The organism is Pseudoalteromonas sp. H105 (assembly GCF_001469215.1).
Lineage (GTDB): Bacteria > Pseudomonadota > Gammaproteobacteria > Enterobacterales > Alteromonadaceae > Pseudoalteromonas.
The window spans coordinates 19,261-32,974 of the sequence record NZ_LOFH01000013.1 but is presented as its reverse complement, the minus strand read 5'-3'; the positions used below and the strand labels follow the sequence as shown (position 1 = coordinate 32,974).

At 40.6% G+C, this 13,714-nt stretch carries 17 protein-coding genes; 6 read left to right on the top strand and 11 right to left on the bottom strand.

Annotated elements, in window-relative coordinates; all coding sequences use genetic code 11:
- Nucleotides 1-25 precede the first annotated feature (25 nt).
- The gene (gene plsY, locus ATS75_RS17800; RefSeq protein ID WP_058561767.1) at nt 26-643 is read left to right on the top strand and encodes a glycerol-3-phosphate 1-O-acyltransferase PlsY; all 618 of its coding nucleotides are present in this window, start codon (nt 26-28) and stop codon (nt 641-643) included.
- Here the strand turns inward: plsY and tsaD are convergent.
- From tsaD to ATS75_RS17785, 3 genes are read right to left on the bottom strand one after another with little or no spacing between them, the layout of a single operon-like run.
- Nucleotides 640-1,653, bottom strand: coding sequence for a tRNA (adenosine(37)-N6)-threonylcarbamoyltransferase complex transferase subunit TsaD (tsaD, locus tag ATS75_RS17795; RefSeq protein WP_058561766.1), 1,014 nt, complete (start codon nt 1,651-1,653; stop codon nt 640-642). The genes plsY and tsaD overlap by 4 nt on opposite strands.
- Nucleotides 1,654-1,687: 34 nt before the next feature.
- Nucleotides 1,688-2,284 (bottom strand): YjaG family protein, encoded by a 597-nt coding sequence (locus tag ATS75_RS17790; RefSeq protein WP_058561765.1) that lies wholly within the window; start codon nt 2,282-2,284, stop codon nt 1,688-1,690.
- A complete protein-coding gene (locus ATS75_RS17785; RefSeq protein WP_058561764.1) occupies nt 2,277-2,603 on the bottom strand; it encodes a DUF2007 domain-containing protein in 327 nt (108 codons plus the stop codon). The genes ATS75_RS17790 and ATS75_RS17785 overlap by 8 nt, the downstream gene beginning before the upstream one ends.
- Before the next feature lie 97 nt (nt 2,604-2,700).
- Between ATS75_RS17785 and ATS75_RS17780 the strand changes: the two genes are divergently transcribed.
- From ATS75_RS17780 to ATS75_RS17765, 4 genes are all read left to right on the top strand, one after another.
- Nucleotides 2,701-3,108, top strand: a complete 408-nt coding sequence (locus ATS75_RS17780; RefSeq protein ID WP_058561829.1) for a DUF2721 domain-containing protein — start codon at nt 2,701-2,703, stop codon at nt 3,106-3,108.
- Between the two features lie 51 nt (nt 3,109-3,159).
- Nucleotides 3,160-4,683, top strand: coding sequence for a DUF3369 domain-containing protein (locus ATS75_RS17775; RefSeq protein ID WP_058561763.1), 1,524 nt, complete (start codon nt 3,160-3,162; stop codon nt 4,681-4,683).
- 120 nt (nt 4,684-4,803) lie between these two features.
- A complete protein-coding gene (locus tag ATS75_RS17770) occupies nt 4,804-5,691 on the top strand; it encodes a LysR family transcriptional regulator (RefSeq protein WP_058561762.1) in 888 nt (295 codons plus the stop codon).
- A 117-nt stretch (nt 5,692-5,808) separates the two neighbouring features.
- Nucleotides 5,809-6,429: a 2OG-Fe(II) oxygenase gene (locus ATS75_RS17765; protein WP_058561761.1), complete on the top strand. Its 621-nt coding sequence runs from the start codon at nt 5,809-5,811 to the stop codon at nt 6,427-6,429.
- 10 nt (nt 6,430-6,439) lie between these two features.
- Here ATS75_RS17765 and ubiA read toward each other — a convergent pair whose 3' ends face one another.
- Nucleotides 6,440-7,318 (bottom strand): 4-hydroxybenzoate octaprenyltransferase, encoded by an 879-nt coding sequence (ubiA, locus tag ATS75_RS17760; protein ID WP_058561760.1) that lies wholly within the window; start codon nt 7,316-7,318, stop codon nt 6,440-6,442.
- Nucleotides 7,315-7,860 carry a chorismate--pyruvate lyase family protein gene (locus ATS75_RS17755; protein WP_058561759.1) on the bottom strand — a complete coding sequence of 182 codons (546 nt, stop codon included), beginning with the start codon at nt 7,858-7,860 and terminating at the stop codon, nt 7,315-7,317. The genes ubiA and ATS75_RS17755 overlap by 4 nt, the downstream gene beginning before the upstream one ends.
- Nucleotides 7,861-8,014: 154 nt before the next feature.
- Here ATS75_RS17755 and ATS75_RS17750 point away from each other — a divergent pair, with 154 nt between their 5' ends.
- A complete protein-coding gene (locus tag ATS75_RS17750; protein ID WP_058561758.1) occupies nt 8,015-8,422 on the top strand; it encodes a flagellar basal body-associated protein FliL in 408 nt (135 codons plus the stop codon).
- On the opposite strand, the gene glpG is transcribed toward ATS75_RS17750, so the two are convergent.
- From glpG to ATS75_RS17720, 6 genes are all read right to left on the bottom strand, one after another.
- Nucleotides 8,403-9,239, bottom strand: a complete 837-nt coding sequence (gene glpG, locus ATS75_RS17745; protein WP_058561757.1) for a rhomboid family intramembrane serine protease GlpG — start codon at nt 9,237-9,239, stop codon at nt 8,403-8,405. The genes ATS75_RS17750 and glpG overlap by 20 nt on opposite strands.
- Nucleotides 9,236-9,553 carry a thiosulfate sulfurtransferase GlpE gene (gene glpE / locus ATS75_RS17740; protein WP_058561756.1) on the bottom strand — a complete coding sequence of 106 codons (318 nt, stop codon included), beginning with the start codon at nt 9,551-9,553 and terminating at the stop codon, nt 9,236-9,238. The genes glpG and glpE overlap by 4 nt, the downstream gene beginning before the upstream one ends.
- 69 nt (nt 9,554-9,622) lie before the next feature.
- Entirely contained in the window at nt 9,623-10,648 is a 1,026-nt protein-coding gene (tdh, locus tag ATS75_RS17735) for an L-threonine 3-dehydrogenase (protein ID WP_058561755.1), read from the bottom strand.
- A gap of 53 nt (nt 10,649-10,701) precedes the next feature.
- Nucleotides 10,702-11,898 (bottom strand): glycine C-acetyltransferase, encoded by a 1,197-nt coding sequence (locus ATS75_RS17730; protein ID WP_058561754.1) that lies wholly within the window; start codon nt 11,896-11,898, stop codon nt 10,702-10,704.
- 160 nt (nt 11,899-12,058) lie between these two features.
- Nucleotides 12,059-12,607 carry a D-glycero-beta-D-manno-heptose 1,7-bisphosphate 7-phosphatase gene (gmhB, locus tag ATS75_RS17725; RefSeq protein ID WP_058561753.1) on the bottom strand — a complete coding sequence of 183 codons (549 nt, stop codon included), beginning with the start codon at nt 12,605-12,607 and terminating at the stop codon, nt 12,059-12,061.
- Nucleotides 12,607-13,683 (bottom strand): glycosyltransferase family 9 protein, encoded by a 1,077-nt coding sequence (locus ATS75_RS17720; protein WP_058561828.1) that lies wholly within the window; start codon nt 13,681-13,683, stop codon nt 12,607-12,609. The genes gmhB and ATS75_RS17720 overlap by 1 nt, the downstream gene beginning before the upstream one ends.
- Nucleotides 13,684-13,714: the final 31 nt, after the last annotated feature.

Sequence of the window (13,714 nt, the reverse complement as noted above, 5' to 3'; positions counted from 1 at the left end):
GCATGATTAAAAAATAAGGAACCGCGTGATAGCTGTATTAATGTTAGTTTTAGCCTATTTACTGGGGTCGATTTCATCGGCTATTCTAGTGTCTCGGCTTTTTAAACTACCTGATCCACGCTTACATGGCTCAAATAACCCTGGTGCAACTAATGTATTTCGTTTAGGAGGTGCCCTGCCTGCCTGCCTTGTTTTGGTGTTTGATATTCTCAAAGGAACAATCCCTGTTTGGGGAGCTTACTTTTTAAAGCTCGATCCTTTGATACTTGGCCTTATCGGTGTGGCAGCCTGTCTTGGCCATATGTTTCCTATTTTCTTCAACTTCAAAGGAGGAAAAGCGGTTGCTACCGCCTTTGGTACACTACTACCTATCGGTTTGACGCTAGGCGGGTTATTAATTTCAACATGGGTTGCGGTGGTTGCGCTTACTCGTTACTCATCTCTAGGTGCGCTTGTTGCTGTTGCATTAGCACCTTTGTATACCTGGTGGATAAAACCCTTGTATACATTGCCCGTTACATTTTTAACGGTGCTGATTATTATCCGCCATCACGGTAATATTAAACGTTTATTCAGCGGTGAAGAACCCAAAGTTGGCGACAAAAAAAAGCCGCCAACACAGGATAGTAATAGCGCTAATTAAATCGCCTCTAAACTATCTATTGGCCAACGTGGTTTTGTTTTCATATCAAGACTAGCAAATTGTCCAGCCTTCAAACGTTGCATTCCCGCATACGCTATCATTGCACCATTATCAGTACAAAACTCAGTTCTTGGGTAATACACCTGCCCTTTCATGCCTTGCATAACCCGTTCAAGCTGCTCACGAAGTTGCACATTTGCACTCACACCGCCAGCAATCACTAATCGCTTAATACTCGTTTGCTTTAGAGCGCGTTTACATTTTATAACCAATGTATCAATGACTGCCGTTTGAAACGCGTGGGCAATATCTGCCTTGGTTTGCTCATCATCACTATTTTCACGAATGGTAATTGCGGCTGCTGTTTTTAAACCACTAAAACTAAAATCAAGCCCAGGCTTATCTGTCATTGGTCGTGGAAAGATAAAGCGCTTAGGCTCTCCCTGCTCTGCAAGTTTTGCCAAACGAGGACCTCCTGGATAATCTAAGCCAAGCAGTTTAGCGGTTTTATCAAACGCCTCTCCTGCAGCATCGTCGACAGACTCACCCAGCACTTCATATTGACCAATTCCCTCAACTTTAACCATCATGGTGTGGCCACCCGATACAAGTAAGGCAATAAAAGGGAACTCAGGTACATTTTCTTCAAGCATAGGCGCAAGTAAGTGACCTTCCATATGGTGAACCGCAACAGCCGGGATATTCCAACCATACGCCAAAGAGCGACCAATAGAAGTTCCAACTAATAAGGCACCAACTAGACCCGGCCCCGCAGTATAAGCGATACCATCAAGATCTTCTGGACCACACCCTGCCTGTGCAAATGCAGCATCAATAAGCGGTAACGTTTTACGTACGTGATCACGAGACGCAAGTTCAGGCACAACGCCACCATAATCAGCATGCACTTTTACTTGACTATAAAGTTGATGCGCAAGCAACCCTTGTTCATCATCATAAATAGCAATACCGGTTTCATCACACGATGATTCAATGCCTAAAATTCGCACTGCACTTTTCTCCCAACGAATAAATTTACTTAAATTAGTTTTGTAACGTTAAACCAATATTTGTCTGTCCATCAGCAATAGCATGCTGTTTTAGTGATTTAACACTTTGCGCGTTGACTCGCCCCATTTGCTCTACAAAATCAATCATTTCACCAAGCACCTCAATTTCATATTGCATAAGTGGATGCTCTCGTACTGTTTTGTTATCAGCGATTTCACCTTCCACTGTTAATTGGTACTCAATAAAACGTGCGACTGTTGCTTGTGATATTTTACTTATGCTAACGAACTCGCTTTCATCTTGTGCAATTAAGCCATGCATTAACCCAAGCAACGCTGTTGCGGCATCAATTGCTGGGTAGGTACCAAACATGTCAAAATCAGCCAATTCAGGTACGTTTGGCTCAATTTTTTCAATTTGCTTTTCTAAATCAATTTTACTTTTGGGTAACAGAATTTTTTCCCAACATACATTAAGTGCACTGCGTAGCGTTGTTTCATCACCAAACCCTGTTGCTTCACTAAATAAACCATAATTTGGTAGCATACGCTCAATAAGTGCTGCGGCTAGCACCGCTTGTTGTAAATAGTTAAGCTCTCGAATTCGCTGAAAGTTATTCGCTTTAGTCATTCTTTAACGTCCTACAGGACCAACACATTTCAAATGTTGACCCATTATGCTCATTACAGTTGGGACATACCCAATCAGGAGCGGATTGTTGATCTTGTGTATAGTTTATCAATATTTCTCGTGCCTGGCGCTCTTTAATCGCATAAACCTGAACACGGACCTCTGTTTGTGCAATTGGTATTTCCCCAACCGCACTTTGTAATGACTCGCCTAACAATTGACAATTAACATCATTTGCTAAAAGTAAGCCTTTAATAATATTAGCTTCCACAGCATCTGCTGCGCTATAAATAGTGAGCCAGTGAAATGGACTGTTCATTGCTTACTTTCCTATTGTTAGATAAACGAACTCTTTTACTTTCATTAACATGATTGCTAGGCTACCTAAAGAAAACCGTTTATTAACTGGACCAATCATGACCCTCACAACCCCTGGCTTGCTTTTTCCTGCAATATCACTGTTACTGCTTGCTTACACAAATCGCTTTTTGGTATTGGCCCAATTGATTAGAGAGTTAAATGCCCGTGAAGGTGAAACGATTCGCCCCCTTGTAGTTGAGCAAATAGCAAACTTAAGAAAGCGTATTAAACTTATAAGAACCATGCAAGTTTATGGTGTAGCATCATTTTTAATGTGTACTATTTCAATGTTTGCATTATTTATTGAGTTTAAAACAGTGGGCGTTATCCTCTTTGGTATTAGCTTAGGGTGTTTAGCTTTATCGCTGCTAACATCTTTATATGAAATTCATATTTCCTGTGACGCTATCGAAATCGAATTAAAGAATATTGAAAAAAAACCACGTAGCAAACAGGCAGACTAAAAATCAGACACTATACTCTATAAGTTAATAATAAAACTTAAAGGTATCCATTTGAGTGACTTTTTATTTTCAAATGAGGTAATTCAAGAGTCAGTAACTCATAGCGAGCCTGATTTCTGGGATGTATTAGTTGTTGATGATGAAGATGATATCCATCAAGTAACAAAATTGGTTTTATCCGGCTTTAAGTTTGAGGACAAAGCCCTCCGATTCCATCACGCCTATTCCGCACAAGAAGCTAAACAAATGCTTAAGCAGCACCCCGATTTTTCTGTCGGTTTAATTGATGTTGTAATGGAGACCAACCATGCGGGCCTTGAGCTGATAAAATTCATTCGCGAGGACATTAATAACCATGATATTCGTTTAATACTCAGAACAGGTCAACCCGGTGAAGCGCCAGAAGAGGCCGTGATCCGCGATTATGATATTAACGACTATAAAAACAAAACAGAACTTACCGCCATTAAAATGAAGACGTTGCTTTACTCTGCACTTCGCGCTCACAGAGATATTCAAATAATTGAACGTCACAAAAAAGGCTTAGAAAGAATTATTAATGCATCCAGCTCATTTTTAATGTGTGACAGTGTTAATGAATTTGCATCAACAATCCTAACCCATGTAAAAAATGTATTGGGCTTAGATGGAACAGAGATATATTGCGCCGCCGCAGTCAACGAGCAAGCCTCTCCTGCAACAGATTTTAAATTGCTTGCTGCTTCAGGTGTACAATCACAACCACTAAACAGTGACATTCCTGATAATGTAAAAACATTATTTATTGATGCGCATAACCGTAAGTCATCATATAAAACAAAACATGATTATGTTGGCTATTTCACTACTCAAGCAGGTCTTGAGGCCATGCTATATATACACAAAGGCTCTCAACTTGAAGTTACCGAGCATCAACTTTTAGAATACTTTGCTAATAACATTGCCCTTGCTTACGATAACTTAAAGCTACGTGAAATGGTCAAGGACTCACAAAAGGAATTATCGTATATTTTAGGCGAAGCCGTTGAAAAACGTTCGAAAGAAACCGGCTCTCATGTGAAGCGTGTTGCCTTATACAGTGAGCTTTTAGGCAAACTTTACGGGTTAAACACCTTTGAATGTGAAGTGATAAAACTGGCCTCACCACTTCATGATATAGGTAAAATTAGTATTCCTGATAGAATATTGAATAAGCCCGGAAAACTGGATGCTGAGGAATGGAAAATCATGCAGACCCATGCTCAAATTGGGTATGAGATTCTTAATAAATCCAGTAACGAGATTCTGAAATGCGGCTCACTTATCGCCTACCTCCATCATGAAAAGTGGGATGGTACAGGTTACCCAAACCAATTAAAGGGCGAAGAAATTAATATTGCAGGGCGAATAACTGCACTCGCCGACGTATTTGATGCACTTGGGAGCGAGCGATGCTACAAAAAAGCCTGGCAAATAGATGATGTTGTTGCACTAATTAAAGAGCAAAGAGGCAAGCAGTTTGAGCCTAAGCTAGTTGATTTATTCATTGAAAACTTAGCACTTTTTCTTCAGATAAATAAACAATATCCAGACTAAAGGTTGTAACATTTGTGTAAAATAGCCTTTTCAAATTAGGTACAATGCATTAGTATCTATTAGGTTTATTTCAACTATGTTCGCCTTCGTGTGGCTTACTTATTACAAAGGACTATAAAAGTGAGATTTGAACAATTAGAACAATTTGTAGCATTGGGTCAGCTTAGACACTTTCGTCAAGCCGCTGAATCAACAAGAATTAGTACATCAGCTTTAACGCGAAGTATCCAAACGCTTGAAGATGAAATGGGTTACGAGCTGGTTAAGCGCTCAACTCGCTCTGTTAAACTAACCACTGAAGGTGAGTTGTTTTTAACCTATGCGCAGGCAACGCTGGATGAGCTTGAAACAACGAAAAAACGCCTTTATCAATCTGTAAACGGTTGTTCTGATGAAAAACTTGTTATTGGATACACCACTAAGGCGAGTGCAATTGTGCCAGTTTCTTGCGGACAGTTTTTAGCACAATACCCCCATGTAAAAATCGAAATGCAACTTCAAGAGCCAAGTGAATTAACCCGCAAATTGCAACTGGGTGAGATTGATATTAGTGTATGCTCCCAAGCAATCAACAGTATTGGTACCGATATTCACTTGCCTGATCAGCTTATTTTATTTGTTTCCAAAAATCACCCTCTGGCGAATAAAAGTGACATTAGTAAACAAGACCTAACCGACTTCGCTATGTATGGCTGTTTTTCACAATCGAAACAGGTTCAAGCTATGCTAAATGAGGCCATTGAGGGGTTGAATAAAACATCTTCAATTAAAGTTGGCAGCATAGAACAAGTTATGGACGGTTTATGTAAGTCTCATCACTTTGCGATTGCAAGCATTGAACATGCAAACACTGTGGCAGAGCATCCAGATTTAGTCCAATTAAAGACAAACAAAGATTTATTACAAGAACAACTGATTGTTAAGACAAGTCACCATGTTCCTCAAGGTGACCACATCAATCAGCTGCTTTCCCTGATAAAAAAGACAGCGTTGTCGATTAGCGAGTAATTAAATAACCCAAAGCCTGACCCAATTCAGGCTTTTTACTTTCTCCACTCCAATAAAAGTTCGCTTGAAACTATTTATAGGATAGACTGACCCACCCTCTTATCATTAGTATGTAAAATGATTCCCCATTTCATTTCTGAAATATATTTAGATGATATCGAAAACCATGGTTATACAATCATTCACAATGCGATACCAAGTAAACTGATTGCGCAACTGATGCTTGATTGCTACAGAATAAATCCTAATTTTAGCAACGCAGGAATTGGCCGGAAAAATGATTTACATGTTGATCAAACAATACGCAAAGATAAGACATTTTGGTTTGATGGCAGCAGTGATGCCCAAATACATTATTTGGCATTAATGGAAGAAATGCGAGTAGTGTTAAACCGCTGTTTCTTTTTAGGCTTATTCGATTATGAATGCCATTATGCAAAATACCTTCATGGTGACTTTTATAAAAAGCATTTCGATGCATTTAAAGGTCGATCTAACCGCATTTTTACTACCGTACTGTATTTAAATAGCCCGGATTCCGGCGGCGAGTTAGTCATCTACAAACCTAAAAGTAAACAAGTTGAAGTCAGTATCAAACCTAAAGCTGGTACACTCATTATGTTTGAAAGTGAACGCTTTATGCATGAGGTTCTCCCTGCTGTTGATGACCGCTATTCAATCGCAGGTTGGTTCAGAATGAACACGTCTATTAGTGGTATTATTGACCCTCCTCGTTAGTACTAAACCGTTAGTTATTCAGTAGCAAGGATGCTGCTAATCCCAAAAACACCATTAAACCAACATAATGGTTATTCAAAAACGCTTTAAAGCACTGCTCCCTTTGACGCTTATGAATGAGCCATTGTTGGTAAATTAAAAAACAGCACGCCACACTTAATCCAAGCCAATAAAAGTGGTTTAGCTGATATATAATACCCACACCAACAAGCAATCCAACAAAGCAGAAGTTGAGTAAAAATATAATCACCCGTTCAGCAGAGCCAAACAAAATAGCTGTTGATTTTACCCCAATTTTTAAGTCGTCATCTCTATCTACCATTGCATACATAGTGTCATAAGCAACCGTCCAAATAACATTAGCAGCAAACAATAACCATGCAGCAATAGGTACATGTCCGCTACTTGCCATGTAGGCCATGGGTATCGCCCAACTAAAGGCTGCGCCAAGCAACACTTGTGGTAAATGGGTAAAGCGCTTCATAAACGGGTAACTGAACGCCAATATCAGCGCACCAATTGACAGTAAAACAGTGTGCCAACTAAGTAACAATACAAGCCCAAAGGCAATAACAATTAACATTAAAAATAAACTTAATGCCTCCCCACTACTCACAAGCCCAGATGCCAGAGGCCGCTGAGCTGTCCGCTTCACTGAGCCATCTATTTTGCGATCAGCAAAATCATTGATCACGCACCCTGCACTGCGCATCACAAACACACCTAAAGTAAACACAACGAAATTAACTAAGCTGGGGGTACCTTGACTTGCAAGCCAAAGAGCCCAATACGTTGGCCAAAGTAACAACAAAGTGCCAATGGGTTTATCCGTACGCATTAGTTGCTTGTAATAGGGAATATGTGCCATTTTTAGTGAAGCTAGTTTCATTGGTAAATAAAGGCCTCTGGTAAAAATATTTCTGCAACTAAAAAACGATTTTGTGCTAAAGAGAATACGCTTCGACGCCCCCAAAGTGATTGCAGGTGTAGCGCCGGCTGCTCAATAACCTGCTGAACGGGGTGGTTTTCATCAAAACGCGCTATTTCAATTTCAGTACGTCTTAAATTAGGATCATGAAAAATCACATCACCTAACGGCTTATTACCAAGGGCTAATAACGCTTGCTGTTGCATGCCTTTAGTGACTGGCAACCAACTTTGTGCATAGACCATTGGCTGATCATTGCACCAAAGCAAAACTTCACGGTTTATACACTTTTTAAACTGGCCATCTAATAAGTATTGTTGCTCAACATCCAACGTGAACTCTTGTTCGCTGAGAACTTGCACTTTAAAATCACGACCATAGTGTTTTAGTTTAGCCGTTAATGAATTTGGCTCCAGCAACCAGTCTTTCTCATGTTGAGTCAGCTCAGTAACAGTGGCACCACGCTGCCAATTAGCGTTCAATGGAAGGGGGAATGTAATCACGATAGCTCTATTTAATAACAATCGAACAAATGATACCACTCACGGCTGTTATGAAAAAGTGATGATTAATGAATATAATAGCTTCATCAGCCTGTATATTAATTGGTATTACGTATAAACTGTAAATCATCGAATATGAATTATTTTACTCAATATGAAAAAAACGCTCTATACAAGCATTTTACTCTCTACATTGATGTTTAGTTTTCTAACCAGCTTTACTAGCCGCGCAGAGTCAAACGTCGGTTATTTTGGTTTTGAGCCTGATATCATTGCAAATTACATTGCTCAGAATAATAAAAAGTTAGGCTACGTACGTGTGACTGTAGATCTGATGCTCAGTGATATGTCGAATATTGCTGTTGTGGAGCATCACACCCCATTATTACGTGATGCGATTGTCGAGATATTATCAAAAGAGCCTGAGGAAAATATAAAGTCACTTACTGGTCGTGAAGAAATTCGTAAGCGCTGTGTTGAAAGATTAAAAACCCTGCTCAAACAAGAAACAGGGCAAGAAATCATTCGCGAAGTGTTATTTACTAAATATCTTTATCACTAGGTTTCTCGGTTTTAAATAATTGGGCGGTGAATGCGTAAGCCATGCCGCTAAGCAAGCCTCCTAAATGTGCCCAATTAGCCATACCCACAGGCAACATTTCAGCGAAACCTAATATAAGCCAAATAAGCATGAAGCCAATAATTGCATTGCTCACCAATGGCGGTTGTTTAGGATTCAGTGCACGGTAAATCCAGCTATAGCCTAATAAACCATAAACTACACCACTCAAACCACCAAAGTTAGGGCCAACCGTTAAGAACTCCCCCCAATGACTAAATAGCGCAGTTACCAAAAAAAGCCCAACTAATGTACTTTTGCCAGTAAGCTTTTCAATGCCATTGCCCAATGAAATCCACCATATAATGTTAAAAATTAAATGAACAGCACTGAAATGAACAATTGCAGGTGTAAGCCAAGTTAATGGTTGGTTTGGGTTAAACTGTAACACGCCATAAATCGCCTCAAACCCACCAAGCAAAAAAGCGATATATACCCCAACACAGACGAGTGTCACTGTTTGATTAAGCCAACTGAGCGCTTTAAAACGCTCTTTAAGCTTAAGTGACTGGCCTTGGTAGGTTAAAGGTGACTCTGTACTTCCCACTTGCCATGATGCATCTTGGTAACGTGGATGATTTGGATTTACGACAAATTCTTGCCACAAAGGGTGAGCTTGATGAAAATGCTCAGAGGTAATACAAATAATCACGGTGTGCCCATCACTGGAGCGCAACTCACCATGTAGGCCTTGGCTTTTTATGTAATCGATAAAGCCTTGTGCTGCACGCGGGTTATTTATACTGCCCAGCTCTATCATTTCTCAACCGACTCAGGTAGTTGCAATTCCCATTGAGTGAAACCACCGTCCATACTGTAAACATCTTCAAAGCCTTGCTCCGATAAATAGTTTGCAGCACCTTGTGAACTCATCCCGTGATAACACACTATGATGATTGGCTGATCAAATTCTTTGTTCATCATAAACTCGCCAATATTTGCGTTAGATAAATGCTCTGAACCAGGGATATGTCCTGCTTGATAAGAATTTGGATCGCGTATATCTGCGATCACCACCTCTTCATTATTTAATAGCTCATGAGTTTGGGCGATCGAAATATGTTTAAATGCCATTGCTGCCTCTTAATATATGCAATAAAACAAAAAGGCGGCATTTAGGCCGCCTTTTATCTCTTTAGGGTATTAATCCCAATTCAAAATCACTTTTCCTGATTGGCCTGAAATCATCATATCAAAGCCAGCTTGGAAATCATCTATCGGATATTGGTGAGTGATGATTGGACTTAAGTCCAATCCAGACTGAATCAAGCTGGCCATTTTATACCAGGTTTCAAACATTTCACGGCCATAAATGCCTTTAATCACAAAGCCTTTAAAAATAACTTGGTTCCAATCAACCGCCATATCAGATGGTGGAATACCTAACATCGCCACTTTTCCGCCGTGGTTCATGTTGTTTAACATACTATTAAATGCTGATGGCACACCCGACATTTCAAGGCCAATATCAAAGCCTTCTGTCATACCTAGCTCTGTCATCACATCTTCAAGCTTTTCATTTGCAACATTGACCGCTCGGGTTGCGCCCATTTTACGTGCTAAATCTAAGCGATACTCATTGACATCGGTAATAACAACATAACGAGCACCCACATGTTTAGCAACGGCCGCAGCCATAATTCCAATCGGCCCTGCGCCTGTAATGAGCACATCTTCTCCGACTAAATCAAATGACAAAGCCGTGTGCACTGCGTTACCAAATGGGTCAAAAATTGATGCCAGCTCATCACTGATATTATCAGGGATTTTAAATGCATTAAAAGCAGGGATCACTAAATACTCTGCGAACGAACCTTCGCGGTTAACACCCACACCCGTTGTATTTCGACATAAGTGTACACGCCCAGCACGACAGTTACGACAATGCCCACATGTTATATGACCTTCACCAGAAACTCGGTCACCCACATTGAAGCCACGTACCTCTTGGCCCATATCGACAACTTCACCGACGTACTCATGACCCACAACCATTGGAGTTGGAATGGTGTTTTGCGCCCACTCATCCCATTTATAGATGTGAACATCAGTACCACAAATGGCGGTTTTACGTATTTTGATTAATAGATCGTTATGGCCAACTTCAGGTTTTGGCGCATCTGTCATCCAAATACCTGGTTCTGCTTTTAATTTAGATAATGCTTTCATGAATCACACGCTCAATAAAAAGCCACGAACATTGCGCGGCTTAAAATAATAAATTAGATAACGCCCATTTCTTTACCGATACGGGTAAAGGCATCAATTGCGATATCAAGTTGTTCAGTACTATGCGCAGCTGATATTTGCGTTCGGATACGTGCTTGCCCTTTTGGTACGACTGGAAACGAGAACCCAGTAACATAAATACCTTCAGCAAGCAGTTTGTCAGCCATAGCAGATGCCACTTTAGCATCCCCTAACATAACAGGAATAATCGCGTGATCTTTACCTGCGCAGGTAAAGCCTACCGCTTCCATTTGCTCACGGAAGTACTTAGCATTTGACCACAACTTAGCACGCAGCTCGCTGCCATCAGCTAGCATTTCAAGCACTTTAATTGAGGCAGTTACAATTGATGGAGCAAGTGAGTTCGAGAATAAGTAAGGGCGTGAACGTTGACGTAGCCATTCAACGATTTCTTTTTTACCTGAGGTATAACCACCTGATGCGCCACCCAATGCTTTACCTAACGTACCTGTAATAATATCAACGCGATCTAATACACCACAATACTCTGGTGTACCCTTGCCATTTTCTCCGACAAAACCCACAGCGTGAGAATCATCAACCATAACGAGTGCGTCATATTTATCAGCTAAATCACACACAGCTTCTAGATTACAAATAACGCCATCCATAGAGAAAACACCATCTGTTGCAATAAGCTTAGTCTTAGCACCTGCTTCATCTGCTGCAATCAGCTGCTTTTCTAGATCTGCCATGTCGTTATTTGCATAGCGGAAACGTTTTGCTTTACACAAACGCACACCATCAATAATCGAAGCGTGATTCAAAGAGTCTGAAATGATGGCATCATCAGGGCCTAGGATTGTTTCAAACAAACCCGCGTTTGCATCAAAGCATGATGAATATAGAATAGTATCTTCCGTCTCTAAAAACTCGCTAACTTTTTGCTCTAGCGTTTTATGGATATCTTGAGTACCACAAATAAAGCGCACTGAAGCGACACCAAAGCCATGCGCATCAAGACCCTGTTGAGCTGCAGCAATTAACTCAGGGCTGTTTGCTAACCCGAGGTAATTATTTGCACAAAAGTTAATAACTTTATCACCTGAAGCGACTTGAATTTGCGCTTGTTGTTGCGAGGTGATCACTCGCTCACTCTTATATAGACCTTCGGCTTTTACTTCATCAATTTGCTGCTGAAGCTGGCTAAAAAACGCAGATGCTCTCATCTGTAATCTCCAAATAATTGAACGGGCAATCAAGCGTAAATTTAAGCGCTGATCACGAATTATGTCTATTGTAAAAGTTTAGCCAACTAAATGCACTGTTTGTAGTTCATCGCATAAATAGATACTGACAACATATGCTGCCACTTTACATTCAGCGATTTTATAAAAGTAAGGCTGGTACATCGGCTAATGAGTCACACACATAGTCAGCTGCATCTAAAGCACTTGCATCAAACGCTTGTCCTGAACGAACTAATACGCGGGTAGCAATATTGGCTTTACTAGCAGCTTGCATATCACTGAGTTTATCGCCCACCATTATACTCTGTGAAGGGTCAATGTGGTGTTCTGTTATGCCTTGTAATAGCATCCCCGGTGCAGGTTTGCGGCACATACACTCTTTTAAGTACTCAGGTAATGCATTTTTAGGGTGGTGTGGGCAAAAGTAAACCCCCTCAATGTCCACGTTATGCGTTTTAAATTGCGCTATAATCCAATCAGTTAATACATGAAAATCGGATTCTGTGTAATAACCTCGCCCTATTCCTGATTGGTTGGTAACAATAATGAGTTTATAGCCTGCATTAACAAACGCTTGGCATGCTTCAAATACACCTGCTACAAATTCAAATTTTTCAGGTTGATATACATACCCATGGTCAACATTAACAACACCATCACGGTCTAAAAAAAGTGCTTTATATTGCATTAAAGCCCCCGTTCTAAGAGTAATGATTCTTTTCTGACGACCCGATCAAACATCGCTATCACAGCCTCCACAGCAATTTCATCCATTAAATCACTGCCTTTTACTCGCGTACCCCATGGTAGCTGTTCTGCAGTTTTACCTGTCTGTTGAAATAACGTTTGGTGGTACACCTCCACCACATAATCCTGATATGAATACGGCCCTGTTCGCTTTGGGTTTGAATGCGCATAAAGACCAATGACAGGAGTGCCGACGGTGACAGCCATATGAGCAGGGCCGGTATCGGGCGCAAGTACCAGTGAGGCGCGCTTAAGCACACACAGTAATTCTTTTAATTTAGTTTTACCGACTAAATTTAAAATTGGTACTTGAGTAGCTGCTATAATTTGTTTGCTAAGTTCTTCTTCTAATGGTGTCGGGCCGCCTGTTAGGACAACATCAAAACCTAAGCCATGTGCATGTTCAGCAAGAGCTGCATAACGTTCTGGCAACCAGTTACGCTCTTTTTTACTTGCTGCAGGAGATATTACAAAAACACGACGTTGAGGGCTGTCCGTGCCTAAAAGCTCATCAGCAACAGTTTGATCGTGTGTAGTGACAGGCATATCCCAGCTGGGTTGATAATCTGGTACGCCTATCGCTTTAGTAAAGGATTTAAAGCCTTCAAGTACATGAGCCTGTGGCTCAGCCTCAATGCGTTTATTGATGAACAGACTGTGTAACTCTTTCGAACGTGCCCAATCAAAACCCACTTTAACTTTTGCAGGAATACAACGGGCAACAAGGTTAGCTCTCAGTGCAACTTGCATATGCAGTAAAACATCAAACTTTCGACCTTTAAACTGCTGTTTTAATTCTTTAAATGCTTGCTTACCTTGTTTTTTATCAAACACAACAAGCTCTACCCCAGGTAAATCAGCTAATAGCATAGCCTCAATTTTGCCCACAACCCAGGTAACCTTAGCATGTGGATAAGCTCTTTGAATTGCTTGAACAGCAGAGACCCCATGGCATACATCACCAATGGCGGAAAGTCTCAAAATACAGATGTCTGAATAACTTGGCGTCTTGCTCACACGCATTCTTCATATAATAGAATAGTTAACA